Source organism: Tenacibaculum sp. AWR4_210 (assembly GCF_056160945.1).
In genome coordinates this window covers 76,989-103,462 of sequence record NZ_JBSWYF010000006.1, presented here as the reverse complement: position 1 = coordinate 103,462, position 26,474 = coordinate 76,989, and the positions used below count along the sequence as shown (strand labels likewise).

General features: G+C 39.3%; 27 protein-coding genes. 19 read left to right on the top strand and 8 right to left on the bottom strand.

Annotation, left to right across the window (positions count from 1 at the left end; translation table 11 throughout):
• The first annotated feature begins 38 nt into the window (after positions 1–38).
• The 13 genes from kynU (at position 39) to ACXAG7_RS12315 (ending at position 12,487) form a co-directional block, all read left to right on the top strand.
• Positions 39–1,298, top strand: coding sequence for a kynureninase (kynU, locus tag ACXAG7_RS12375; RefSeq protein WP_476666960.1), 1,260 nt, complete (start codon positions 39–41; stop codon positions 1,296–1,298).
• Positions 1,299–1,319: 21 nt separating this feature from the next.
• Positions 1,320–2,744 carry an FAD-dependent oxidoreductase gene (locus tag ACXAG7_RS12370; RefSeq protein WP_408043030.1) on the top strand — a complete coding sequence of 475 codons (1,425 nt, stop codon included), beginning with the start codon at positions 1,320–1,322 and terminating at the stop codon, positions 2,742–2,744.
• Positions 2,744–3,271, top strand: coding sequence for a DUF1697 domain-containing protein (locus ACXAG7_RS12365; RefSeq protein ID WP_476666959.1), 528 nt, complete (start codon positions 2,744–2,746; stop codon positions 3,269–3,271). Before ACXAG7_RS12370 ends, ACXAG7_RS12365 begins: the two co-directional genes overlap by 1 nt.
• 3 nt (positions 3,272–3,274) lie before the next feature.
• Entirely contained in the window at positions 3,275–3,685 is a 411-nt protein-coding gene (locus ACXAG7_RS12360) for a RidA family protein (protein ID WP_408043032.1), read from the top strand.
• Positions 3,686–3,687: 2 nt separating this feature from the next.
• Positions 3,688–4,380: a phytanoyl-CoA dioxygenase family protein gene (locus ACXAG7_RS12355; RefSeq protein WP_476666958.1), complete on the top strand. Its 693-nt coding sequence runs from the start codon at positions 3,688–3,690 to the stop codon at positions 4,378–4,380.
• Positions 4,381–4,401: 21 nt separating this feature from the next.
• Positions 4,402–5,850, top strand: a complete 1,449-nt coding sequence (locus ACXAG7_RS12350) for an aldehyde dehydrogenase (protein ID WP_476666957.1) — start codon at positions 4,402–4,404, stop codon at positions 5,848–5,850.
• A gap of 25 nt (positions 5,851–5,875) precedes the next feature.
• Positions 5,876–6,652 carry an SDR family oxidoreductase gene (locus ACXAG7_RS12345; RefSeq protein WP_476666956.1) on the top strand — a complete coding sequence of 259 codons (777 nt, stop codon included), beginning with the start codon at positions 5,876–5,878 and terminating at the stop codon, positions 6,650–6,652.
• A gap of 29 nt (positions 6,653–6,681) precedes the next feature.
• Positions 6,682–7,209 carry a 3-hydroxyanthranilate 3,4-dioxygenase gene (locus ACXAG7_RS12340; RefSeq protein ID WP_408043036.1) on the top strand — a complete coding sequence of 176 codons (528 nt, stop codon included), beginning with the start codon at positions 6,682–6,684 and terminating at the stop codon, positions 7,207–7,209.
• A gap of 7 nt (positions 7,210–7,216) precedes the next feature.
• Positions 7,217–7,618: a PaaI family thioesterase gene (locus ACXAG7_RS12335; protein WP_476666955.1), complete on the top strand. Its 402-nt coding sequence runs from the start codon at positions 7,217–7,219 to the stop codon at positions 7,616–7,618.
• A gap of 34 nt (positions 7,619–7,652) precedes the next feature.
• Complete coding sequence (locus ACXAG7_RS12330; protein WP_408043038.1) at positions 7,653–8,741, top strand: amidohydrolase family protein; 1,089 nt, start codon at positions 7,653–7,655, stop codon at positions 8,739–8,741.
• Positions 8,742–8,827: 86 nt separating this feature from the next.
• Complete coding sequence (locus ACXAG7_RS12325) at positions 8,828–9,937, top strand: hypothetical protein (RefSeq protein ID WP_476666954.1); 1,110 nt, start codon at positions 8,828–8,830, stop codon at positions 9,935–9,937.
• Between the two features lie 130 nt (positions 9,938–10,067).
• Positions 10,068–11,615, top strand: coding sequence for a peptide MFS transporter (locus ACXAG7_RS12320; RefSeq protein ID WP_476666953.1), 1,548 nt, complete (start codon positions 10,068–10,070; stop codon positions 11,613–11,615).
• Between the two features lie 65 nt (positions 11,616–11,680).
• Positions 11,681–12,487, top strand: a complete 807-nt coding sequence (locus ACXAG7_RS12315; RefSeq protein ID WP_476666952.1) for a class I SAM-dependent methyltransferase — start codon at positions 11,681–11,683, stop codon at positions 12,485–12,487.
• 33 nt (positions 12,488–12,520) lie between these two features.
• On the opposite strand, the gene ACXAG7_RS12310 is transcribed toward ACXAG7_RS12315, so the two are convergent.
• The 6 genes from ACXAG7_RS12310 to rsfS form a co-directional block, all read right to left on the bottom strand.
• Positions 12,521–13,144, bottom strand: coding sequence for a YceI family protein (locus tag ACXAG7_RS12310; protein ID WP_476666951.1), 624 nt, complete (start codon positions 13,142–13,144; stop codon positions 12,521–12,523).
• A 98-nt stretch (positions 13,145–13,242) separates the two neighbouring features.
• Entirely contained in the window at positions 13,243–13,512 is a 270-nt protein-coding gene (locus ACXAG7_RS12305) for an acyl-CoA-binding protein (RefSeq protein WP_408043043.1), read from the bottom strand.
• A 27-nt stretch (positions 13,513–13,539) separates the two neighbouring features.
• Complete coding sequence (locus tag ACXAG7_RS12300) at positions 13,540–14,334, bottom strand: phosphatidate cytidylyltransferase (RefSeq protein ID WP_408043044.1); 795 nt, start codon at positions 14,332–14,334, stop codon at positions 13,540–13,542.
• A gap of 3 nt (positions 14,335–14,337) precedes the next feature.
• The gene (locus ACXAG7_RS12295) at positions 14,338–14,925 is read right to left on the bottom strand and encodes a hypothetical protein (RefSeq protein WP_408043045.1); all 588 of its coding nucleotides are present in this window, start codon (positions 14,923–14,925) and stop codon (positions 14,338–14,340) included.
• Positions 14,926–14,942: 17 nt separating this feature from the next.
• Entirely contained in the window at positions 14,943–16,877 is a 1,935-nt protein-coding gene (gene ftsH / locus ACXAG7_RS12290) for an ATP-dependent zinc metalloprotease FtsH (RefSeq protein ID WP_476666950.1), read from the bottom strand.
• Between the two features lie 25 nt (positions 16,878–16,902).
• Positions 16,903–17,271: a ribosome silencing factor gene (rsfS, locus tag ACXAG7_RS12285; RefSeq protein WP_408043047.1), complete on the bottom strand. Its 369-nt coding sequence runs from the start codon at positions 17,269–17,271 to the stop codon at positions 16,903–16,905.
• A gap of 86 nt (positions 17,272–17,357) precedes the next feature.
• On the opposite strand from rsfS, the gene ACXAG7_RS12280 reads away from it, so the two are divergent.
• Complete coding sequence (locus tag ACXAG7_RS12280) at positions 17,358–18,089, top strand: biotin--[acetyl-CoA-carboxylase] ligase (protein ID WP_408043048.1); 732 nt, start codon at positions 17,358–17,360, stop codon at positions 18,087–18,089.
• Positions 18,090–18,099: 10 nt separating this feature from the next.
• On the opposite strand, the gene ACXAG7_RS12275 is transcribed toward ACXAG7_RS12280, so the two are convergent.
• Positions 18,100–18,489 (bottom strand): SRPBCC family protein, encoded by a 390-nt coding sequence (locus ACXAG7_RS12275; protein WP_408043049.1) that lies wholly within the window; start codon positions 18,487–18,489, stop codon positions 18,100–18,102.
• A gap of 17 nt (positions 18,490–18,506) precedes the next feature.
• Positions 18,507–19,154 carry an orotate phosphoribosyltransferase gene (pyrE, locus tag ACXAG7_RS12270; RefSeq protein WP_408043050.1) on the bottom strand — a complete coding sequence of 216 codons (648 nt, stop codon included), beginning with the start codon at positions 19,152–19,154 and terminating at the stop codon, positions 18,507–18,509.
• A 7-nt stretch (positions 19,155–19,161) separates the two neighbouring features.
• Between pyrE and ACXAG7_RS12265 the strand changes: the two genes are divergently transcribed.
• The 5 genes from ACXAG7_RS12265 (at position 19,162) to ACXAG7_RS12245 (ending at position 26,225) form a co-directional block, all read left to right on the top strand.
• Positions 19,162–19,770, top strand: a complete 609-nt coding sequence (locus tag ACXAG7_RS12265) for an NUDIX hydrolase (protein ID WP_476666949.1) — start codon at positions 19,162–19,164, stop codon at positions 19,768–19,770.
• A 129-nt stretch (positions 19,771–19,899) separates the two neighbouring features.
• A complete protein-coding gene (gene dnaK, locus ACXAG7_RS12260; RefSeq protein ID WP_408043052.1) occupies positions 19,900–21,804 on the top strand; it encodes a molecular chaperone DnaK in 1,905 nt (634 codons plus the stop codon).
• A gap of 95 nt (positions 21,805–21,899) precedes the next feature.
• Positions 21,900–22,457 carry a hypothetical protein gene (locus ACXAG7_RS12255; RefSeq protein ID WP_476666948.1) on the top strand — a complete coding sequence of 186 codons (558 nt, stop codon included), beginning with the start codon at positions 21,900–21,902 and terminating at the stop codon, positions 22,455–22,457.
• 99 nt (positions 22,458–22,556) lie between these two features.
• On the top strand, positions 22,557–25,475 hold the full coding sequence (locus ACXAG7_RS12250; RefSeq protein ID WP_476666947.1) for a sensor histidine kinase: 2,919 nt from the start codon (positions 22,557–22,559) through the stop codon (positions 25,473–25,475).
• Positions 25,476–26,225 (top strand): LytR/AlgR family response regulator transcription factor, encoded by a 750-nt coding sequence (locus tag ACXAG7_RS12245; RefSeq protein ID WP_408043055.1) that lies wholly within the window; start codon positions 25,476–25,478, stop codon positions 26,223–26,225. It abuts the gene before it with no gap.
• The last annotated feature ends 249 nt before the right edge of the window (positions 26,226–26,474 follow it).

Here is a 26,474-nt window from a genome sequence, read left to right as displayed (position 1 = left end):
CGGCAGCGAGTAATGCCGTAAAAATAAAAGGAGCTTTTATGTATTCATCATCATTAGCGTACGCGATTCAGCAAGATAAAGAAGACGCGCTGGCACCTCTGCGTGAAGCGTTTCATATTCCAAAAACTAAGGAAGGAAAAGAGTGGTTGTATTTTACGGGGAATTCTCTGGGATTACAACCCAAGTTGACAGAAAAATACATCCAACAAGAACTCAATGATTGGGCAAACTACGGAGTAGAGGGCCACTTTGAGGGCGATACCCCTTGGTTACCTTACCATGAATTTTTAACCGAAAAGATGGCAGCTATCGTCGGAGCAAAGCCTTTAGAGGTAGTGGTAATGAATACATTGACAACCAATTTACACCTGTTGATGGTGTCGTTTTATCAACCGACAAAGAAGAAGTTTAAAATAGTCATAGAGAGCGATGCGTTCCCTTCCGATAGGTATGCGGTGGAATCACAGTTAAGATTCCACGGTTTTGATTCTGAAGAAGGATTGGTGGAATGGCGCCCGCGAGCAGGAGAAGAATTACTGAGAATAGAAGACTTAGAAAGTATTATGCAAGAACAAGGCGATGAAATTGCGTTGTTGTTGATCGGCGGAGTAAACTACTATACCGGACAGTATTTGAACCTAAAAGCAATTGCAGATATAGGACACCAACACGGTTGTATGGTAGGAATAGATTTGGCGCATGGAGCTGGGAATATCAGTCCCGAGTTGCATGAGAGTGGAGTCGATTTTGCTGCTTGGTGTACTTATAAGTATTTGAACTCAGGCCCAGGAAGTTTAGCGGGGTTGTTTGTGCATGAACGACATGCTCACAACCGTGACTTACCGCGCTTTTCAGGGTGGTGGAATCACAACAAAGCTACTCGATTTAATATGCGACAACCTTTTGATGTTATGCCTGGAGCAGAAGGTTGGCAACTGAGTAATCCTCCTATTTTGTCCATGGCGGCTATTAGAGCTTCATTGGAAGTTTTTGATCAAGTAGGAATGGCTGCATTGCGAGAAAAATCAGAGAAACTTACAGGGTATTTTGAGTATTTGATTAACCAAATAGATACCGACAGAATAAAGATTATTACACCGAGTGATCCCCGACAAAGAGGATGTCAATTGTCAATACAAGTAAAAGATGCAGATAAGAGTTTGCACAATGCCTTAATGGAACATCACGTGATAACCGATTGGAGAGAGCCCGATGTAATTCGCTGTGCTCCGGTACCGTTGTACAACAGTTTTCAAGATGTGTACCATATGGTTGAAATTTTAAGAAAATTACTCTAAGATCTAGAAATACTAAAGAATATGAAGAGTGCTCAAGTACATAAAAAAGAAGTAGTTATTATCGGTGCAGGACTGTGTGGAAGTTTGCTAGCACTGCGATTGGCTCAAAGAGGCTATAAAGTAGACGTCTATGAAAGCCGACCTGACTTAAGGAAAGTGGATATTTCTGCAGGACGTTCTATCAACTTGGCCTTGTCAGACAGAGGGTTTAAGGCCTTGGAAATGGCAGGAGTGGCAACCAAAGCACGTGAAATTTGTATACCGATGTACGGTAGACTTGTACATGATAAACAAGGAAATACCTTCGCGTCAAATTATTCAGGGAGATCCGGAGAGTACATTAATTCGATTTCTCGAGGAGATCTCAATGCTATCTTGTTAGACGAAGCTGAGGCAGCTCCAAATGTAAACTTACATTTTAATGTGAAGTGTACACGTGTCGATATTGAGGCCAAACGAGCATATTTTAGCTCCTATGAAAATGACGACAGTTTTGAAGTGGAAGGAGCCGTGATTTTCGGAGCGGATGGTGCTGGTTCAGTTTTACGTAAGAGTTATTATTTGGAAAAGAAATTTTTGTTCAGTTACAGCCAAGAGTATTTGACACACGGCTATAAAGAACTTGAAATTCCGGCAGATGCCCTTGGGAACCATCAAATCAGTAAAGACCATTTGCATATTTGGCCTAGAGGTGCCTATATGCTAATCGCACTTCCTAATATGGATGGAAGTTTTACTGTAACCCTATTTTTGGGGCATGAAGAAGGAGCATATCATTTTAAAGGACTCGATTCTGAAGCGGCAATTACAGCGTTTTTTAAGGAAGAGTTTCCCGATGCTTTGGCCTTGATTCCAAATATCCTTGAAGAGTTTGAAAACAATCCGACGGGTGCCTTGGGAACCGTGAAGTGCGCACCTTGGTATTACAAAGGGAATACGCTGCTGATTGGTGATGCCGCTCATGCAATTGTGCCGTTCTACGGTCAAGGGATGAATGCTTCTTTTGAAGATGTCTTGGTGTTAGATGAGGTATTGGATACCTGTGAGGGCGATTGGGAACTCGTATTTAAAACCTATCAAAAACGCCGTAAAAAGGATGCAGATGCCATTGGTGATTTGGCAGTTGAGAATTACTACGAAATGAGAGATCACGTAGCAAATCCACTCTTTAAAGAAAAGAGAAGATTGGAAATGCTATTAGAAAAAGAATATCCAGAAGCCTACTTTTCTAAGTATTCTATGGTGACCTTTAATGAGGATATCGGATATCACGAAGCAATGATAAAAGGACGCGCCCAAGATAAAGCCCTGTTAAACATGATTGCTGATGGTACCGTAGCTACAAATTTACCTGACGAAGACTTAGACCTTGCGGCCATTTTTAAGAAAGTTCAGGAGGAAACGCAGGAGGTGATGGACGAAGATAAAATAGCAGGACTCAAGTAATGAATACGCATATAATTATTCTTCGAGGGGTCAATGTTTCCGGAAAGAACAAGCTTCCTATGAAGCCTTTTCAGTCCGAACTCTTGAATAGGGGGTTGCAGAATGTACAAACCTATATACAGAGCGGAAACATCGTTTTACAATCAGAGAAAACGACCTCTGAAATCCAGGAGGTGATCGAGAAGGTGCTCCGTGACAATTTTGAAATAGAAGTTCCGGTGCAGGTATGGAGTGTACGAGCTTGGAAAGAGGTAATTTTTGCAAACCCGTATGCTGAGATGCCCGAAAAACAACAGTATTTTACCTTTCTAAACAGTGAAAGTGAGGTGAAAACTATTGATGTGGATGCCAAAGAAGACGGTTTCGAATTGACTGCGCATTGCGTATATGTAAATGCTGTGGGAGGGTATGGTAAGACTAAATTGACGAATAATTTTTTTGAAAAGAAGTTAAAAGTGCAGGCGACGACAAGAAACTTAAAAACAACAATCACGTTATTGTCGTTAGCTGAAAATCTAACAAAATAATTTATGGATAGTAAAGTAATCAAAGGAAAGGCAACGCCTAGAGGGAAGTTTCCTCATGTAAAACAGGTAGGAGATTTTATTTATGTTTCTGGTACTAGTTCGAGAAGACCAGATAATAGCTTTGAAGGTGTGGAAGTAGATGAGTTTGGTACCACTAACTTAGATATCAGAAAACAAACCCGCGCGGTTATCGAGAATATTCGAGACATTCTTCAGGAAGTAGGAGCTGATTTAAGTGATGTGGTCGACGTGACTTCGTTTTTGGTTAATATGAACGATTTTGGAGGTTATAACGAAGAGTATGCTAAATTCTTTGACTATAATGGACCGACGAGAACGACGGTAGCAGTGCATCAATTACCACATCCACATTTATTGATAGAAATTAAGGTCGTGGCTTATAAAAAACAGTAATCATGCAGTTGACAAAGGATCAAATAAGACAGTTCGAAAAACAGGGGTTTTTAATAATTCCTGAGGTGTTTACCTTGTCTGAAGTTCTAGAGTTAAAGCAAGTTTTGGGTGTGAATTCCGATGTACATGCCGTGCGACAACTCTTTAAAAAGTGTCCTGATGTATGGTTGCGACTGTGCCAGCACAATGCATTTAACGAGTTGTTACAACCCCTGATGAAAGACCGATTTGTTGCAAAGAGTATTTATTTTAACAAACCTAAACAAGCGAACTGGTTTGTGTCGTATCACCAAGATGTAAGTATTGGTGTGGAACAGAAAATAGAAGCCGATGGTTTTGCGCAATGGACTTCCAAACAGGGACAATTGGGAGTTGTACCTCCCAAAGAAATTTTGGAAGAATTGATTACGTGCAGAATTCACTTGGATGATACCGATGAAAATAACGGAGCTTTACGCGTAATTCCGGGTTCACATCAGCACGGAATACTGCGTTTGAACGAGGCATCCACCACAGTGGATTGGTCGAGTGAAGTTTGCTGTACGGTGCCGAAGGGAGGTATCATGTTGATGAAACCTTTGCTCCTTCACGCCTCGAATAAATCCGTTTCATCAGTGGAGAGAGCTGTGGTTCATATAGAATTCGCCGCAAGTGAGATTCCAATGGGGTGGTTAGAAAAGTATAAAATGAATTAAAATAGTGTAAAAAGCTGGGAAATGAGAATACAAAATTACATAGCTGGTGAATTTACAGATCCAATATCAGCGCAATGGCTGGATAACTACAATCCATCAGAGGGAGTAGTGTACGGGCAAATACCGAACTCAAACCAAGCCGATGTCGAAGCAGCGTACAAGGCTGCAGAGCGTGCTTTTCCTAGCTGGTCTAGAAGCGCTTTAGAAGAGAGGAGTCGTATTTTATCGGAAATTTCGCGAGGAATTCAAGAGCGATTAGACGCGTTGGCAACTGCCGAAGCAAAAGATAACGGGAAGCCTTTGACCTTGGCAAAACAAATTGACATTCCTAGGGCTGCGGCTAATTTTCAATTTTTTGCGAATGCAGCCACACAGTTTTCATCAGAGTCACACGAAACGGTAGGACGAAATGCCGTTAATTTTACCTTGAGAAAACCAATAGGGGTAGTGGGCTGTATTTCACCTTGGAACTTACCGTTATACTTGTTTACATGGAAGATTGCTCCGGCTTTGGCGGCTGGAAATTGCGTAGTTGCTAAGCCTAGTGAAGTAACCCCGATGACTGCTTATTTATTAGGAGAAATTTGTAATGAAGCAGGATTGCCTAAAGGAGTATTAAATATCGTTCACGGACTCGGAAGCACCGCAGGGCAGGCGATCATTAGTCACCCCAATATTAAGGCTATTTCCTTTACAGGAGGAACTGCCACTGGTGCTCATATTGCCAGAACGGCGGCACCGATGTTTAAAAAATTGTCGTTGGAGTTGGGGGGCAAAAATCCGAATATCATTTTTGCTGATGCGGATTATGACAAAATGTTAGCAACAACACTGAGGTCTTCCTTTGCGAATCAGGGACAAATTTGTTTATGTGGTAGTCGAATTTTTGTGGAAGCGAGTATTTACGAACGTTTCAAAACTGATTTTATCGCGAAAGTAAAAGAACTCAAAGTAGGAGATCCTTTTAGCGATACTTCAAACTTGGGGGCCTTGGTAAGTGAGGAACACCGTAACAAGGTACTCTCTTATGTAGCTTTAGCTGGGCAAGAGTCAGGGATGAAGCTGTTAACCGGAGGAAATAAAGTAGTCGTTAAAGGAAAAGAAGGAGGCTATTATATGGAGCCTACTGTAATTGAGGTTACATCTAACAAATGTACCTTGAATCAAGAAGAAATTTTTGGACCGGTAGTTACTTTGATGCCATTCACCTCTGAAGAGGAAGTATTGGAAATGGCAAATGATGTACCCTATGGCTTGTCAGCGACTTTGTGGACGAGTAATCTTTCAAGAACTATGCGCATGAGTCAGTACTTACAAGCCGGAATAATTTGGGTAAACACTTGGTTACTTCGGGACTTGCGTACCCCTTTTGGCGGAATGAAAGCTAGTGGTGTGGGACGTGAAGGAGGTTTGGAAGCGCTTCGTTTTTTTACGGAACCAAAAAATGTATGCATACAATACGATGAATAGTGAATTAAAAAAATAAACAGAGATCATGAATTTAGGATTGATAAATAAAAATGCCTTGGTATGTGGTAGTACGCAAGGAATAGGTAAAGCAACTGCGATGCTACTCGCATCAGAAGGAGCTGCTGTGACTTTGATGGCTAGAAATGAAGAAAAATTAAAAGCAGTACTTGAAGAGTTGCCTAATGAAGGTCAAAAGCACAGCTATATAGTTGCGGATTTTTCAAATCCAGCACAGTTAAAAGAGCAATTGGAAGCGAGTCCTTTAACATATCACATTTTGGTAAATAATACAGGAGGACCTGCAGGAGGACCTGTGTTTACAGCGGAAATAGCTGCATTTGAAAAAGCGTTTACCCAACACCTAAAATGCAATCACGTGTTAGCACAAGCTGTAGTTCCGTTTATGAAAGAGGTGGGCTATGGTAGAATTATTAATATCATATCGACTTCAGTAAAGCAACCACTCGACGGATTGGGAGTTTCCAATACGATTCGAGGAGCCGTAGCGAATTGGTCAAAAACACTAGCAAATGAGTTAGGAGCGCATAAAATTACGGTAAATAATGTATTGCCTGGAGCCACAGCTACAGAGCGCTTGACTGAAATTATTAAAAACAAAGCAGCCAAAACAGGAAAGTCACTTGAAGAGGTTGCAGAGATAATGAAAAACGCGTCGCCAGCGAAAAGGTTTGCCGCTCCTGAAGAGGTAGCCAATGCCGTTGTGTTTTTAGCAAGTGAAAAAGCGAGTTTTATCAATGGTATCAACGTACCGGTAGACGGTGGACGTACCAAGAGTTTATAAGTAAACAGCAACCCATAACACACAAAAATATGAGCAAGTTAGTACAACCTTTGAATTTTAAGAAGTGGATTGATGAACATCGTCATTTACTCAAACCACCCGTAGGAAATAAGCAGGTATGGAAAGATGGAGAGTATATCGTAATGGTAGTGGGAGGCCCAAATAACCGTAAGGATTACCACTATAATGAAACTCCTGAGTTCTTTTATCAAGTAGAGGGAGATATGGTATTGAAAATCATTGATGATTCCGGAAAAATGATCGATGTAGAAATCAAGGAAGGGGATATTTATCTCTTGCCTGGAAAAGTACCACATTCACCACAGAGGAAAGCGGATACCGTAGGTTTGGTAATTGAGTATCCACGTGCCGAGGGAATGATGGATGCCCTGGAGTGGTATTGTGAAAATTGCGGGCATCAATTGTACCGAGAGGAGTTTGCTCTGGATAATATAGAAACGGATATGCCGATCATTTTTGATAGGTATTATTCGGATAAGCAAAAGTGTACTTGTGATAATTGTGGTACCGTGATGGAAGCACCGAACAAAGCCTAGGTTAGGTATGGAAGAGCGCGTAAAAAGTAGCTTTGAGCAACAACAGTTTATGACCACGCTCGGCGCAAAATTGGCTTTAGTAACGGAGGGACAGGTAGTAATAACCTGTCAAAAGCGACCTGAGTTAACACAACAAAACGGTTTTGTCCACGCTGGGGTCCTAACTAGTTTGATGGATGTGGCCTGTGGATATGCTGCATTGACCGTTATGCCAGCGGATGCCGACGTACTTTCGGTGGAGTTTAAAACTAATTTATTGCGCCCCGCGGTAGCTAGCGAGCTAAAGGCGATAGGAACCGTGGTAAAAGCTGGAAAAACGCTCGTTTTTTGTGAAGCTAAACTCATAGGGAATGACGATGCGTTGATTGCGACCATGCAAGCGACCATGTTTTGTGTCAAAAATGAATAAACAAATTAATCAGAAATAGTTATTGATAACTCTTATGGAAAAAAGGAAACTTCGAATTAATGGACATTCGCATTTACTGCCTTATCCAGAAGAAATCCCGAGCTTTATGAAGGACAAAGGGATTTTCTGGGTAGATAAGGACAAAAAGTTTATGCTGCAAAAGAACTGGAAGCGTCCTGTGACGGATTCGAGCTTCTTTTTAAATGAAAAGCTCGCGTGGATGGAGCATTTTAAAATCGATCACGCAGTGGTATTAAATTTGTCGCAGTTGTACGGGAATGGTTTGCGTTTGGAAGAAATGAAACAGGCCTTGCGATTCCAAAATGACTTCAATGCAAAAGTACAACAGGACCACCCCGATAAGTTTACCTGTGGCTTTGTTGTGCATCCCGGTTTTGTAAGAGGCGCCTGCTGGGAAATTGAGCGCTGTGTAGAGCAGTTGGGAATGCGCTTGTTGTGTTTGCCTACTCACTACATGGATACTATAGGAACTTGGAGGTGTATTTTTGACGAAGAAAATGAACCTATTTTTGAACTGGCGAACAAGTATAATTTAGCGGTAGAAATACATCCCTATGACGGCGAAAAATTTATCAAATTAGAAAATACTAGTTGGCGTTTTCACCTTATTTGGATGCTGGCCCAATGTGCCGATGCCTATCATTTTTTGAGTTTAAACGGCTATTATGATAAATATCCTAACATGCGTATCTGTTTTGCTCACGGTGGACAGTTGGCACAGATGAATTTAGGAAGGCGTATACAGGGCTTTGATGGAAGACCCGATTTGTTTGAAGGGAAACAACATCCGCGTAAAGCCGTAGGGCATAAAAATATCTTTTTTGATACCCTGGTTCACGATACGGGGTCACTTGATTTATTGATAAAGAATCAAGGAGCCCAACAAGTACTTATTGGATTAGATGACCCTTATCCGCTCGGTGAGATGGAAAGCGATAAGCAATCTTCTTATCCTGGGAAAATTCTGGACTTAGCGATCGATCGCGAAATTATTACCGAAACCCAACGCGATGACATGTGGGAAAACAATGTGTTGCAATGGTTGTATGGCGATGATCAGCAAGCCAAGGATGACTTGGTAAAACGTATTCTACAAAATTAAAAAACCGTATTAAATTGGATTTGCAGAGAATAACCTAGGGATTATCCTTATTTTTAAACCGAAAAAATTGTAAATCCAAGGTTTTTATGTCAGAAGTAACACAGTTCCATAATTTATCTCATATTTTTATTTCATTGATTGGGGCAGTGTTGCTTTTGGCAATTTACTACAATATTAGAAAGCGCTTTCGAGTTGTACTCGAAGAAGGGAACTCGTTTAAACGCGTTGATAGAGGCTTACTTTTTTTCAGTTGTGGTATGCTCGTTTGGGTACTTTCCGGACTTTGGGCATTTACCGCCTATACTTTCGGATTTGAGCGTGGCTTAGGCTATCAATTTGGTGTAAACCTGCTCTCGACACTTAATAATCTATTTTGGTTGCTCGCACTGTACTACGTATATGATGCTCCACATTTTATTTATCGAAATGAAAAGAATGTCCGAATTATAAGTTTGATTATTGTCGCTGTAGCTTCGTTGACAGGAATACTTTCCATCTTCTTAGGCAATACGGTCTATGCGGGAGTCAAACTCATGGCCATTCCCGATTTTCTGTTAACCAGTTTTTTGTGTTATTTAATGGGTGTTTCTTTTTTTAACACCTTTATGCATCGCGATTTGAAGTTGGTGGCAGGTATTTCCGTGCTGGTGGTCGTTCTTCTGTTTGTTTCACAGTGGTCTGATGTGTTTGTTTGGATGCACAATGATTTTGTGAATCACCTAATTCGAATAGTGACCAAAACCTCTTTAGTAGCGGTGTTTTTAGTCTTGGCGACCAGTTGGGTTATTCAGTTGGCCAATACACCTAAGCCCGATGAAATGAAAATTCGTTTTCTCGATTGGTCTTTAATCGAATTGACTATCCCTTCCAAAGGAATTGTAGGAAGAAAGGTAGATTTTGGAGCCAAAACTACCCAGTACAAAAACCTGTTGCTTTTCGGTATTAGGAGGTTGAAGTCGGCTCCAGAAGAACAATGTATCGAAGTCCGATATGGAGGCGAAATCAACAGTCAAACCTATGTTACGCGAATTATTGATAATATCAATGCAATATTACAGCTGTCGGGGGAAGATAAATTGGAAAGAAAGGACCTTATTACTTTTATAGGAGAAAGTAAATATAGACTGCGAATTTTACCAGAAAATATTTTTATTGACAAGGCTTTGAAATTGGAATTCTCTGAGGAGAGGTCTTAATTTGTTTTTAGGGTTAACTGTATGATTAATAGGGTTACAAATAAATACAGAGACTTATTTTTGCTCACAATTAGCTACAACATTTTTGCTTAGATGAGGTGAAAGATACTTTCGTGAAAACTAATTTTTTATGAAGAATTTCACATCGACAACGGATGTTATGGGACATCCTCGAGGATTATTGTACTTATTTTTTGCAGAATTGTGGGAGCGCTTTTCTTTTTATGGAATGCGTGCCTTACTGGTACTTTACATGACCAAGCACTTGCTGTACAGCGACCGTATGGCCTTTGGGGTTTATGCGGCATACATGTCTTTGGTTTACGTTACTCCTATGATTGGCGGGGTACTTGCTGATCGAATCTTGGGATTTAGAAAAGCAATCATACTAGGAGGTGTTTTAATGGCATTAGGACACTTTTTCTTAACTTTTGAATATGATGTGTTCTTTTATGGCTCTTTGGCCTTAATCATCGTTGGAAATGGTTTTTTTAAGCCAAATATATCTTCTTTGGTAGGATCTTTATACGAATCAGGGGATTCTCGTCGTGATTCTGGCTTTACCATTTTTTATATGGGAGTTAATATCGGAGGTGCTGTCGCGCCACTACTCTGTGCTTGGTTGGCTGAACACTACGGATGGCATGTGGGCTTTGTGTTAGCAGGAATTGGTATGCTCATAGGCTTGATCGTATTTCGAGGCGGTTTGGTACGCAACGTGTTTGACGATCGAGGGAAAGTTCCGAATGTTTCACGTTATAACGAGAAATTTCTGGGCATAGCCAATGGTAACTGGGTAGTAATTACAGCGTTTTTATCAGTACCTATTTTTGCAGCAATCGTATACTTTTATGAGTTTGAGCACTATTTAGTTTGGTTGGTGTCTGCGTGTTTATTGGTCTTTATAATGTCGGTATTGCAAAAAATAGACAAGCCCGCTCGAAAAAAACTCTTAGTAGCGGTTTATTTTACGGTTTTGTATACACTGTTTTCGGCCATTTTTGAGCAGGCAGGCAGTTCGTTGACCTTGTTTGCTGATAGAAATGTGAACTTGATAGCTATGAATGCGGCGCAGACCAACAGTATTAATTCGGGCTTTATCATACTATTAGCAATTCCTTTTTCTGTGCTGTGGACCTATCTGCACAGGTTGAAAATGAATCCGAATTCTGTGGTGAAATTTGGTTTGGGGTTATTTTTCCTAGGCTTGGGATTTGTCATTTTTGGGATGTCTGCCAGAGCGGTTAATGAATGGGCACAAACTCCGATGAGCTATTTACTTATTGGGTATTTGGTGTTGACCATGGGGGAGTTGTTTTTATCACCTATTGGCTTGTCTAAAATTACAGAGTTGTCTCCTGTGAAATACACCGCTTTTATTATGGGAGTATGGTTCTCAGCTAATTTTTTTGGACATTATTTCGCGGGGAAAATAGCTGAGCTTACAACGGTAGCAACCGGTGATTTGGGGGTGTTTTCAAAAGGTGTTTTGGGGTCACTAACTGAGCTCATAACAGGAATGTCAGTTTCAGAGACCTTAGCAAGTGCCGAGAATTTGCAACAGTTGTATTCCTACGTGAGCGTATATGCTTGTTTTGGTGTACTGGCCATGAGTATTGGGGTATTGGTCATTGTCAGTTTTAGGTTCGTAAAAAAGGCGATGGGGTCGGTTCACTAACGGAGAGCCCAGAGGTGGTTTACTTTGGTATAAATGTAGTATCTTGTTCAAAAGAAAATCGTGATATGGAAACTAATGAACACTATTTTAAGGTCAATAAAGAAACCTGGAATAAAAAAGTAGCTGTACATGCAGGGAGTGATATGTATGCTATGGAAGCTTTTAAAGCAGGAGCTTGCTCACTACAGCACTACGAAGTGGAAGCTCTTGGAGATGTAACAGGAAAATCCTTACTGCATTTGCAATGTCATTTCGGACAAGATACCTTGAGTTGGAGTAGAAGAGGAGCGAAGTGTACGGGTATTGATTTATCAGATGAGGGAATTGCCTTAGCGCAAACGCTGAATGCAGAATTGAATTTAGATGCAGCATTTGTATGCTGTAATGTTTATGATGTACCTAAGGTGGTATCAGAAACATTTGATATCGTGTTCACGAGTTATGGAACCATCGGTTGGTTACCTGATTTAGATCGTTGGGCAGCAGTCATAGCAGCGAAATTAAAGTGCGGTGGTGTATTTTACATGGCGGAGTTTCACCCGATAGTTTGGATGTTTGATTATCAAAAACAACCGGCGAGTATGGTGTATGGCTACAATCAATCAGAAGTTATTTACGAAGAGTACAGCGGTACCTATGCTGATGAATCTGATGCGATTGTAAGTAAAGAATACGGTTGGAATCACGGTTTAGGAGCTGTGGTTACGGCCTTAACTAAGCAAGGACTGCACATAGAGTATTTGGAGGAATACGACGAATCGCCGTATAATGTGTTTCCCGACTTGATAGCTACTGGTGAGGGGACTTACGTAACCAAAGACCGACTCTATCCATTGATTTTTACCCTAAAAGCAACAAAGCCTGAGTACTAGTACTCAGGCTTTGATTTTGTATTTGTGTAGCGATTAAAATTGTGTATTAATTTCAATGGCAACTTCATCCCATGTTTTTGAAACTCCGTCTGCACCTTTGTGCAAATCGTGACACACTTTGTTTAAAGAATCGAGTGCTGATTCTGCTTTCCACGCTGCTAACTTCATCGTTCCTTTTAATTGGAAATTTTTGTCGTTTAACGTATAAGTAAAAGGAAGTTTTTTAGTAACTCCATTCATGGTAATATCACTGTATCCTGTAGAATCGGTTTCAATAACAAGCTTACCTGAAAGTAAGTTCGTATTATCCATGACACCGAAAAAGAACTTCTTAATTTTGAAATCTCTTCCAGAATCTGCGGTAAAAATACTTGAAACAGGAATGGCAAAGGCAGCATTATTGATAGCTTCCTTAGCAGTGTTTCCTTCTCCACCAGCAGTGATATTTACTTTTTTAAATTGTCCTTTTACAGGTACTTTGTCAGTGGTCTTATAAGCAACCCACTTAATTTCATTTTTTGCGTTTTGAAGCGAGAAAGCGGCTTGTTTTTTAACTTCCTCAGTTGGGGTAGTGGTTTCCTTTTTTACTTCTTTCTTGCAAGCTGTCATACTGATAAGAGCTAAGCAGAGTACTAAGGAGTAGCGTAGTTTTTTCATAAGAGTATATTTACGTCTGTTAAAGATTTTACGAGTGATGTAGATCACAGTGTAAAGGTACACAGCGAAAATCAATTTTCAAATGGAAAATGATTGTTTTAATCTATTAGGCTATGTACGAGTTTTATGTATTCGGTTTTGGCGACATCAGCAGTCATCCCTCTTAATTGTAACCAAGCATTGAGCTTAAAGGCACTGCGAAGCCCTTTGGCTTGCGGATATGCATTGATGGCAAACTGATCTCCTTTGACTGCCTGTTTGTAATAGGCATAAAGCTTTAGCATGGTATCTGGAGGGAGTTTCTTCTCCATTTTTGAAGCTAATTCAAAGGCCTCCTGAAACCGTATGTCGAGGTCACGCATAGTCATGGTGGTAAGAATAAGTTAAGCGAAGGCTTACATCACAAAATGTATGTACAAATATACGAAAGGAGCGAGAAAAAATAAACTGTCTAATCTGTCTAATAAACCTCCGTGTCCAGGCATAATGGTACCGCTGTCTTTTACATTGGCTTGGCGTTTAAATTTAGACTCCACTAAATCTCCTACCGTTCCGAAAATACCTACGATGACAGCAATAATTAACCAGTGTACCAACGAAAATAAATTGCTGAAATACGAAATGGTAACCGCGGCAATACAAGCAAATACGACTCCTCCTACAAATCCTTCAATGGTTTTCTTGGGAGAGACGCTCTCAAAGAGTTTGTTTTTTCCTAGGTTTTTACCCACGATGTAGGCAAAACTATCATTGGTCCATATTAGAATTACGATATAGAGTAAAATCCATGGATGGTAACTGTTATTGATGACTGGTAAGAGCATCAAAAAACAGAAAGGAAATATGATATAGCGTAAATTCAGGTCTAATTTATCGGTAAAAGAATTCGGATAAGCACTTCCTTTGGCATACAAGTGAAATATTAATCGCACTGAGCACAGTAAGGTAATTACCAAGGCAAACAACGATACGTTGTAGGTAATAAAGTGTTTTGAATAATATACGGCTACTGGAAGTATGAGAAAGGGTATATAACTATCGAACTTGATAATTTTATTAAATTCCCATAAACACACTGCGGCAAAAACAGCCATTAAAACAGTATAGCTAGCTTCTGAATACAGGGTAGCCGAAATAAATAGTACTGCGTAGATGAGGGCTGAAATGCTCCTTTTAAGTAAGTTTTGCATAGCTTAAAGATCTTCGAAGAGCAACAAATATAAATTTTTAGAATTACAGTTTCCGTAATTCAGAAAATCATCGCTGTTTCTCTCAGTGGTGTAATTGGTGACTGAACTTATGTTAGTAGGTATATTACCGCTAAAATGCGTCTTGATACCTGTAAGTCCTTCACTGGTGTTTTTTACCAATTGACTGGTTGTTGCATAGACGATAAAAAAATCGGGGAGAGCCGCTATTTTTTGGCTGCCCAATTGGTTGGATGAAAACAAGATGTCTCCTTTATCGGCTATCAAGTGCTCACAAGTTGTAAAAAACGGTATGTTTTTATCAAACACTTGTTGTGAGGTCAACGGTAGTTGTTGTGTAATTTTAAGCAGGTTAAAGTCGGTACAGGTCAGTGTTGACCACTTGTTCTCTTTGATAATATTTTCGAGGTTAATAATGACCTCGTTGATACTCGTACAATATAAAAACTTACCGCCTTTATTGATAAAATTGTGTACAAACAAATCATCTAAAGATAAGTCAACCGGTTGGCGATTGATCTCCTCTTTAGATGATTCAGTATTTGAGTTAAATAATTTTTTAAAAAAATTCATTCAAATTAAAACTAAACTTATTCTTCTGTTATTGTATTGTTTTCGTTGTTAGTTTCTTTTTTGTCAAATGGTCTTTCGCCAAAGATTTTAATCAGATCGTCTTTAAAGATTACTTCTTTTTCCAACAAACGATCGGCTAACATACTCAATTTATCTTTGTGTAAATTGAGGATTTCTATAGCTCTTTGGTATTGTCCTTCTATAATTTTAGAAATTTCTTCATCTATGGTTTTCGCTGTAGAATCACTGTAAGGTTTAACGAAAGCGTCATTTCCTGTTGAATCGTAATAAGTAACGTTTCCTACTTTGTCATTCAAACCATACACGGTAACCATAGCACGTGCTTGTTTCGTAACTTTTTCCAAGTCGCTTAACGCTCCGGTAGAAATTTTATCAAAAATGAGCTTTTCTGCAGCACGTCCACCCATAGTAGCACACATTTCGTCAAGCATTTGTTCTGTTTGTACGATTTTGCGTTCTTCTGGTAGGTACCAAGCAGCTCCTAACGATTGTCCACGTGGAACGATAGTTACTTTAACGAGTGGCGCCGCGTACTTTAACATCCAGCTTACGGTGGCGTGTCCGGCCTCGTGGAAAGCGATTACTTCTTTCTCTTTTGGAGTGATTACCTTATTCTTTTTCTCTAAACCTCCAACGATACGATCAACGGCATCTAGGAAATCTTGATGGTGAATGGCGTTTTTACTGTTTCTTGCAGCGATTAATGCAGCTTCATTACACAAGTTAGCAATATCTGCTCCAGAGAATCCTGGTGTTTGCTGTGCTAAAAACTCTAAGTTCACATCTTCTGCTAAACGAAGCGGTTTGATATGTACCTCAAAAATTTCTCTACGCTCGTGTAAATCAGGAAGGTCAACGTAAATCTGACGATCAAAACGACCAGCACGCATCAATGCTTTATCCAAAACATCGGCACGGTTGGTAGCCGCCAATACAATTACATTGGTATCTGTACCAAAACCATCCATTTCTGTCAATAATTGGTTCAGGGTATTTTCGCGTTCATCGTTACCACCTGTCATACTGTTTTTACCACGAGCTCTACCGATGGCATCAATCTCATCGATAAAAATAATCGAAGGTGACTTTTGTTGTGCTTGCTTAAACAAATCGCGAACACGAGAAGCACCTACTCCTACAAACATCTCCACAAAATCAGAACCTGATAAAGAGAAAAACGGCACGCCAGCTTCTCCAGCAACAGCTTTCGCTAACAAGGTTTTTCCGGTTCCTGGAGGACCAACTAAAAGGGCTCCTTTAGGAATTTTACCTCCGAGTTTCGTGTATTTTTCAGGGCTCTTTAAGAAGTCTACAATTTCTTGAACTTCTTCCTTAGCACCTTCTAAACCAGCCACGTTTTTAAAGGTCGTTTTAACCTTGGTATCTTGATCAAATAACTTCGCTTTTGATTTACCGATATTAAAGATTTGTCCTCCACTACCAGCGCCACCTCCGGCTCCTGACATTCTTCTCATAAAGAACAACCAAATAACAATCAATAAAATAAAAGGTAAAAAGTTAAAAATACCATCTAAAATACTAGTGCGAGGTTCGTTTCTGGTATCAAAATCAAGTTGATATTTAGTTTTAGCCTCGCGAATGGTCTCTTCAAAATTTTGAAGATCCCCAAAGTTATAGGTGTACAATGGAGCGCCTTGTCTGTAAAAAGGTGAAGAAGTCAACTTCTTGTGTGGGTCTTTTTCAGTAGCGCTTTTTTTCAAAAAAATCTCAGCATATGATTTGTTGAGGATGAGTATTTTGGCAATATCATTCTCTCTTAAAATTTGGCTGAATTCATTTTCTGATAATTTTTTTTGCCCCATACTCCCGCCGTTGAATAAACTAACTCCTATAATCACTGCGATTATAGGAATGTAAATCCACATGGAGTTAAAACTCAGTTTGGGCGTGTTTTTTTTCTTATCACTCATGATTTTGTCTCAAGTTGTTTGTTTGTTACACGGGATTGATTTGGGTGATTTTAGCATCTCCCCACAGACCTTCAATATCGTAAAAGTCCCTTACTTGTTTTTGAAAAATATGTACAACAACGTTCACGTAGTCCATTAAAACCCATTCAGCATTACCCTGTCCTTCAATATGCCAAGGTTTGTCTCTAAGTTCTTTACTTACGACCTTCTGAATAGATCCTGAAATAGCGTTTACTTGCGTATTTGAGTTACCCGAGCAAATTACGAAATAATCGCATACGGTGTTGTCAATTTCTCTTAAATCAAGTAGTTGGATGTTTTCACCTTTAACGTCATCAATCCCTTTTATAATTACAGCTAATAAATCGTCTGTACTTGCTTGCTTTTTTGTCATCAAAAAAAATTAAATTTTAGCAAAGTTATTATTTTTTTGCGAGTAAATTACGTATTATTGATACTAGTTTACTTACCTAAAGTTACATGAAATTAATCAAACTTAGTGCCATTGACTCGACGAATCTTTTTTTGAAGAATTTGGCAGAGAACACCTTGCTAGAAAATTCAACGGTGGTGATGGCTGAAAATCAAACTGCTGGACGAGGACAAATGCACACGGTTTGGAAGTCGGAGCCTGGTAAGAACCTTACATTCAGTGTTTTTGAGCGTCTTGATCAATTGTCGGTTGCGGAACAGCGCTATTTGAATTACGCTGCAGCATTGAGTGTTTGGGAATGCTTAGAAGAGCTCGGAGTGGCAAATGTTCAGATAAAATGGCCTAACGACATTATGGCAGGGCATGCCAAAATATGTGGTTTGTTAGTCGAAAATACTTTGAAGGGAACGGACGTGGTTGCAACAGTGATAGGAATCGGGCTAAATGTCAACCAAAGTTTTAAGGAAATTACCTCCTTTAAAGCAACCTCGCTTGTGGATGTTTTGGAACAAGAGTTTCCGCTTGAAATGGTTTTGCGAACTTGGTATACGAGTTTTGAAAAGTATATGGCGTATTTAAATAATCGCGATTACGATTTGTTGGAATCTAGATACCTAAAGGTCTTGTACAAAAAAAACGTTCCCAGCATGTTTAAAACTGCTGAGAACGAATTATTTTTAGGTAAAATTGTCGGTGTTTCCACGGCCGGCAAACTTCGCGTAGAACTTGCAGACGAAACACATCGAGATTTTGGAATTAAGGAAATATCCTTTGCCTAAAATACTCGAATTACAATTTTGCTATATTTTCAGTTAAGGTGTCAATAAACTTGGTCAAAGGTTTTTTAACCATCATTGCCATCATAGGATTAAAATCTCCAGCGAATTTCAAGCTTACTTCACATTGGTCAGCTGCGATTTCTTTAATATCAGAAGCAAGTGTAAATGGAAGTTTACTACTCGCTGCACCAAGGGTTACATTCGTGAATTCTGTTTTGTCTTTTAACACTAAACGAATTTCAGGCATTCCTTTTAATCCAAAAATAAAGCTCTCACCATCAACTTCAAACTTTTCCGTGTTTTCTGGCATGAGTTGTTGGTAGTTTTCTAATTTGGTGAAAAAATCAAAAACTTCGTTCGCTGCTTTGTTTACAGTAACTGTATTTCCTTCGATATTCATAAGGTTCTTTTTACGTATTATTTATTTGGGTTCCAGGTGCTCGGTGACAGGCGCCAGTCTTCTAGTAAGCGCAATTCTTCATTGGTGATATAAGAACTGTCTAAAGCCTGTTCTAACAAGCACTCATAGTTGCTTAGGGTAGTGAGTTCAACGTGATCTTGGGCAAAGTTTTCGGTAGCGATTTCGAATCCATAAGAAAAAATAGCCACCATTCCTTTTACAGTAGCATTGGCTTCTTTCAGGGCTTTTACCGCGTTTAAACTACTCTTACCTGTACTGATTAAGTCTTCGATAACAACTACGTTTTGTCCGCTTTCTAAGTGTCCTTCAATTTGGTTTTTTCGACCGTGTTTTTTAGGCTCAGGACGTACGTATACAAAAGGGACTCCTAATTCTTGTGCAACGAGTACACCAATGGCAATTGCTCCTGTAGCAACTCCAGCAATAACGTCTGGTTTTCCGTGCTTATCTTCAACGATTTTGGCGATTTTTTCTTTCAAAAAATTTCTAACCGATGGGTATGACAATGTGATGCGGTTATCACAATAGATAGGAGAGTTCCAGCCAGAAGCCCATTTGAATGGGTCTTGCGGGCTCAATTTGATTGCTTTTATTTGTAATAGCAGTTCGGCAGTTTTTTTTGCCGTATCTTTGTTAAAATCCATGTCACAAATGTATAAAGTTTTTGTTAATGATAAACCAATAATATTAACAACTTCTAATTCAAAAGAAGAAAATTATCCCGTGTATATCTTCAAAAATATTGTTTTCGAAGAGCTAATTTATAAGTTAAAGAACGATATTTTATCAGGAGTTTACCTGTTTTCAACCGATTTAGAGGCCGATTGGGAAGCCATTCGAACCATGTACAGACCTATAGTAGCAGGAGGAGGCTTGGTGACCAACCCAGCAGGAGAGTACTTATTTATCTATCGAGGGAACAAATGGGATTTGCCCAAAGGAAGAATTGAAGAAGGTGAGTCAATAAAAGAAACTGCTATCCGAGAGGTTGAAGAGGAATGTGGCATTACAGGACTTGAACTCGGTCCGTTTTTATTAAATACGTATCATTTATTTGTACAAGACGGTGAGAAATGCTTAAAAGAAACGTATTGGTATGCCATGACTACCGAATATGACGGTCCCTTGAAGCCTCAACTTGAAGAAGGCATTACCGAAGTGGGGTTTAAGTCGAAAGCGGAAGTGTCAGTAGCACTCCAAAATACCTACGCTAATATCATCTTAGTGTACGATACCTATCAAAAAATGTCAAAAAAATGACACTCTGTCACAATAAACAGCCTCATTTTTATGCAAAACTGCCAAAACTAGGGTAAAAATCCTCTGGCATACAGTTTGACTATTGTTCTGACGTAAGATTGAATTAAAATTTAAACTGTAAATAAAATTATGAGTAAAATTATAGGTATAGATTTAGGTACTACCAATTCGTGTGTATCTGTAATGGAAGGAAACGAACCCGTAGTAATTCCTAATGCAGAAGGAAAAAGAACCACGCCATCAGTTGTTGCATTTGTTGAAGGAGGTGAGCGTAAAGTTGGGGATCCAGCAAAACGTCAAGCGGTGACGAACCCAACAAAAACAGTTTATTCTATTAAGCGTTTTATGGGGAATAAATTTTCTGAGTCTAGAAAAGAAGCAGAGAGAGTTCCTTATGAAGTGGTAAGTGGAGATAACGATACTCCTCGTGTAAAAATTGATGACCGTTTGTATACACCGCAAGAAATTTCTGCGATGGTATTACAAAAAATGAAGAAAACTGCTGAAGACTACTTAGGTCAAGGTGTTTCTGAAGCTGTAATTACGGTACCAGCATACTTTAACGATGCACAACGTCAAGCGACTAAAGAAGCAGGTGAGATTGCAGGATTGAAAGTTCGTCGTATTATCAACGAACCTACAGCAGCGGCTTTAGCTTATGGTTTAGACAAAGCAAATGACGATAAGAAAATTGTAGTATTTGACTTCGGTGGAGGTACGCATGATGTTTCTATCCTCGAATTAGGAGATGGAGTATTTGAAGTATTAGCTACTGATGGAGATACGCACTTAGGAGGAGATGACGTAGATGAAAAAATCATCAACTGGTTAGCAGAAGAGTTTAAAGCTGAGGAAAATATGGACTTACGTCAAGATCCTATGGCTTTACAACGTTTGAAAGAAGCAGCTGAAAAAGCAAAAATCGAGTTGTCGAGTACGACTTCTACAGAAATTAACTTACCGTATATCACGGCGACAGCTTCAGGACCTAAGCACTTGGTAAGAAACTTGACCAGAGCTAAGTTTGAGCAGTTAATCGACGATTTAGTAAAACGTACTATCGCTCCATGTCAAACAGCACTTAAGAACGCTGACTTATCTACATCTGAAATTGATGAGATTATCTTAGTAGGAGGATCTACTCGTATTCCTGCAATTCAAGAGGCTGTAGAGAAGTTCTTCGGTAAAGCACCAAGTAAAGGAGTAAACCCAGATGAGGTTGTATCATTAGGAGCAGCAATTCAAGGAGGAGTATTGACAGGAGATGTAAAAGACGTATTGTTATTAGACGTAACTCCATTGTCATTAGGTATTGAAACTATGGGGAATGTATTCACCAAGTTAATCGATGCAAATACGACTATTCCAACAAAAAAATCACAGGTATTCTCAACGGCTGTTGACAATCAACCTTCTGTAGATATTCACGTATTACAAGGAGAGCGTGCAATGGCAGCGGATAACAAGACAATCGGTAGATTCCAATTGACCGATATTCCACCAGCACCAAGAGGAGTTCCTCAAATTGAAGTAACTTTCGATATTGATGCGAATGGTATTATCAATGTATCTGCAGCAGATAAAGCTACAGGAAAATCTCAGAATATTCGTATCGAAGCTTCTTCAGGATTGACTGACGAAGAAATCCAAAAGATGAAAGCTGATGCAGAGGCAAATGCTGAAGCAGATAAGCAAGCAAAAGAAACTGCTGAAAAAATCAATGGTGCAGATGCCATGATTTTCCAAACTGAGAAGCAATTATCTGAATTTGGAGACAAGTTGTCTGCTGATAAAAAGCAACCAATTGAAGCAGCATTAGAAGAATTGAAAAAAGCACACGAGTCAAAAGACTTAGCGCAAATCGATGCTGCTATGGAGAAAATCAACGAAGCGTGGAAAGCGGCTTCTGAAGAAATGTACGCTGCACAGCAACAAGCTGGAGGAGCAGATGCAGGGGCTCAGCAAGCACAACCTAACGGAAACGACGCACAAGGCGATAATGTTGAAGACGTTGATTTCGAAGAAGTAAAATAAACGTGTAAAACACCTTTTTTTAGAAAACCCGATGAGTATTCATCGGGTTTTTTTGTTTTTGTGCTATCTTTAAGTAGCACAATACTCGCCAAACCATGAAACTAACCACCAATGCCATAGGATATAGCTGCTTTTTTCTCGGACAGCTTTTGTTTGGAATCACCGGAGCCATGGGGCAAGCACATACTCAGGAGTTAAGCTCGACTTCACCGGATACTTTACGGTTTTTAAAAACGGTCTTTGTCGATGATGTTTCGTACCCTAAATCAGATGTCTATACATTTATTGAAGGATTGCGCAAACTCGAATTCGTGTTTGATGACCCTATCGATAGTACCACTTCGTCATATCTTTATCGCTACCGCCTTATTGATAAAGAGAAAAATATAGAATGGACAGCGGTTCCCGTAGCACACAAACGGGTTGTTTTTCACAGTCTGTCCGCAGGAAAGTACGTTTTTCAATTCCAAAAACAACCGCGATTTCTTCCAAAACCCGGGGCATTTTACGAATGTGAAATCAGTATTCGACTTCCTTGGTATCAGAAAATAATGATCGTTAGTATTACTGTATTGTCACTGTTATTGGGGATAGTGTTGTACAGAAAGAGAAGGCGCATCTACGGCTTTTTAAAAACTCAGTTGGGCGATTGATAGTGCAGAGTGTCTTTTAAGAAAGCAATACTGTAATTTCAGAAGCTTTGTGTTGATTTCATTGGAGATAATTTTATATTTGAAGTTAAACCCCATTTTTTGAAAACACTACTTTTATATTCGGCGTTTTTTTTATGGACCTTTCAATTGTTCGCACAGCACCCTGTAGCCATTCAATTGACTGACAAGGACGGGCTACCAGATATTGAATTTTACGATATTTTGGAAGACCGACAAGGAATTATTTGGTTGGCCGCAGACAAAGGCTTATACAGTTACGACGGTAAGGAGTTTAAGCATTTTACACATAAAAATAAACGAGGCTTGTCTGTATTCGGACTTAGTATGGATGCCGCAGGAAGAGTTTGGTGTAACAATATTACAGGACAGTATTTTTATATAGAAAACAATAAACTCCAGCTGTTTGTAGACATGAAAGCCTACACTAGGGGGCAATTGGCAGAGTATTCATTTTACGACGGAGAATTATTAGTAAATTGTGGAGGTCGCTCCTTTAGAGTAGACCTACAGTCCAAGAAAGTGAGGAGTGCTCTTGAAGATCACGGTGGACATGTATCGAGTTTTATCCGTAATGATACGCTTTTTTACGTTCAGGGAAACGCTTTTCGATATCGTGTTAACGGGAATCCGAAGCCTAAGCTAATCAGTAGTTTTGAGATTCCTAAGAAATTGCGTCATGTAGTAGTGAGAACGAAACCCTTCTACAATACGGTATTGCTTACGGTACAGGATAATACGATTTTTAAAAGAAAGCTGTACCTCTTGAAAGGAAAGCAGTTTGTTCCGATTTCTAAAGAAATTTTAGATTTAGAGGAGCCCATTATTAATTTATATCTTATAAATGATACTGTTTGGATAGCTACTCCGAAAGGTTTGCGCATTTATACCTATAAAGACGGACAATTTACTTTAAAGCATCATTATTTCCAAGGAAAGTTTATCACTGCCGTAGTCAAAGATAAAAATGAAAACTACTGGATTGGAACCCTGCGTGAAGGCGTGTATATCATTCCGAATATCGAAATAGAAAAAGTAGAACTTAAAGAAGGAGCGGAATTTGTAAATGAATTGTGTAAGCTTGATGATACCAGATTATTGATTGGAGATATAGAGGGAAATGTGAACGTACTTAACCGGGCACTTAATACGCAAGAGCTCATCTATCGAAATCCAGGAATAAAGGTGAGTAAATTAGGCTGTGATATTTCGTCGAAAATCTATCTCAGTTTCGGGAATTCGGGAGTTGCTTTGGACAAGCACAGTTATCAAGTATTAGACTATCCTATGCTACGAGGTAAAGGTAATGCCAAAGGAATCTCTTCCATTAACGATTACAGTTTTGTATACGGAGCCTTTGGGTATGCGGAAATCGTTGATTTGAAACACAAAACGACTAAAAGGATCGGAGATCGACGTACCTATGCTACCCATTATAACGGTTTGACCAACGAGATTTTCGTGGCTTATGTGGATGGACTGCAGTATTACCAAGCCGATTTACAACCGAGGAAAATCACCTTTAACGAGGCACCTATATTTGTAGTAGATATAGCGAATACGCAAGATGGCACTGTTTGGGTTTCGACTTTTAAAGACGGAATTCTAGGAATCAGAAATGGTAAAGTAACCTGTAATTATACAGCGGCAAATGGCCTGTTGTCGAATAGGGCTTCAGGTATTTTTGCGGATGGAAATTTTTTATGGGTGGTTTCTGATAAAGGAATCCAATGTTTGGATAATATTACTGGCAATATTCGAAATTTAACCGTTAAGGAAGGTCTAGGATCCTTCAATATAGCAGATATCGTTGTGCTAGGAGAACAGGTGTATTTTGCCACGAATAAAGGCCTGTTTCGCTTTGATAAAGAACGTGTATTTAAAAAATTCGGAGCTCCTGAATTTTATATTAGAAACGTACTGGTTGATACAGTTGAAAAACCAGTGAAAACAGCATATGACCTGGAAAGTGATGTCAAAAAAATTGTCATAGGTTTTCATGCAAATGGTCATTTATCGGAAGAGAACACCGATTATTATTACCGCTTGTTAGGAGCTAGTGATACGTGGACTACCGTATCCAAAGGAGCCAGTGAATTGGTGTTTGACGGGTTGTCGCCAGGAGCCTATACTGTTGAACTTAAAGCGGTGGAACGATTTGGACTAATGGAGTCAAAAATTAGTAAGATATCGGTAAATATCGCTTGGCCTTGGTATCAAAAGTGGTGGTTTATAGCCTTGATGCTGCTGTTATTGACCTGTGTAATTACGTATTACTTTAAGCAGCGATTACGCACTCAAAAGGCAGAGCAACTACGTCAGTTGAATCAGGTAGAACGCGAAAAGGAAATGGTATTTCTAAAACTGGAAAACTTGAGGTCACAGATGAATCCTCATTTTATTTTTAACGCCTTGAACTCTATTCAAGATTATATCTTGTTAAATCAAAAGAATTTGGCGGGAGATTACTTGGGGAAATTCGCCGACCTTATCCGAATGTATTTGAATCACAGTGCCAAGGGGTACATTAGCTTGGAAGAAGAGATCGAAGCTATTGATCGGTATTTGGAACTGGAAAAACTCCGATTCGAAGATGCCTTGGATTATGAAATAAGTTGCAACAGTGCTATTGATCCAAGTAGTATAGCTATTCCTACCATGTTGATACAACCGTATGTAGAAAACTCATTGAAACACGGATTACTCCACAAAAAAGATCAAGGAATATTGAAGATATTGTTTGAATTTGATGGAACTTCTGGGTATCTTCAGTGTACAGTAGAAGATAATGGAATTGGTAGGGCACGTGCGCAGTTACTCAATGAAAAAAAGAACAGAAGGCATAAATCGTTCGCTACCAAAGCCACTCAAGATAGATTGGAGTTACTGAATTTTGGAAGAACCGACAAGATTGGCGTAAGCATCAATGATTTGGTAGCACCGGATGGTAAGGCCTCAGGAACACAAGTGATAATTCGCATACCATATAAGCAAGTATAAATGAAAGCAATAGTAATTGACGATGAACCAAAAGCGAGGAATGTCTTGCAAATTTTAATTCAAGAGAACTGTCCCAAAATCACTGAGATTTTTGAAGCGGAAGATTTGATTTCAGGAGTTGAATTGATCAAGAAAGAACAGCCTAAAATAGTTTTTTTGGATATTGAAATGCCCGAGTATTCCGGACTTGAAATTGTCGACTTTTTAGACAAGGACACCCATAATTTTGAAATAATCTTCGTGACAGCTTATAGCGAATACGCAATTCAAGCCCTTCAGTTATCGGCCATTGACTATTTATTAAAGCCCGCCCGCCCAACCCAGGTAAAAGAAGCCGTAGACAAAGCCTTGGAGCGCATTGGTAAAGGTATATTGAGCGAGCAGTTGGTCGAGTTAAAGAACAGCTTTCAGAACTTGCAATTTAAAAAAATAGCACTGCCGTTTTCCGACGGTATTAAGTTTGTCAATTTTGACGAGATAGTTTTGTTGGAGGCCGACGGTATGTATACCAAAATTTATATGAAAACGGCAGAAGAAATCTTGGTGAGTAAACCATTAAAGCATTTCGTAGAACTGTTGCATAAACAAATGATGTTTTATAAACCCCATCGTTCTTTTCTTATTAATATCTTGTTTATCAAAGAATACATCAAGAAAGATGGCGGGTATATTATCATGGATAACGACAAAGTTGTGTCCATTTCTAAAGATAAAAAGCAAGAATTTTTAAATATCGTAAACTGCATATAACACCTTTAGCAACTCATATTTTGATTTCAGCAATTGGTTGATTTTTAACTGGTTGGTTTTTGTGATTTTTGTATGGGATGAAACAAAAGGGGATTTTTATACACTGTTTTGAAGCCTGGGACGCTACACTAGCATTCCTGAATAACTGCGAGTCGAACTCGTATAAGGCGGCTATAAACAAGTGCAATACAGCGAGAAGTCTGTAGAGAAATTCGTGTCTCTACAGACTTTTTTGTCGTTTAAAATCAC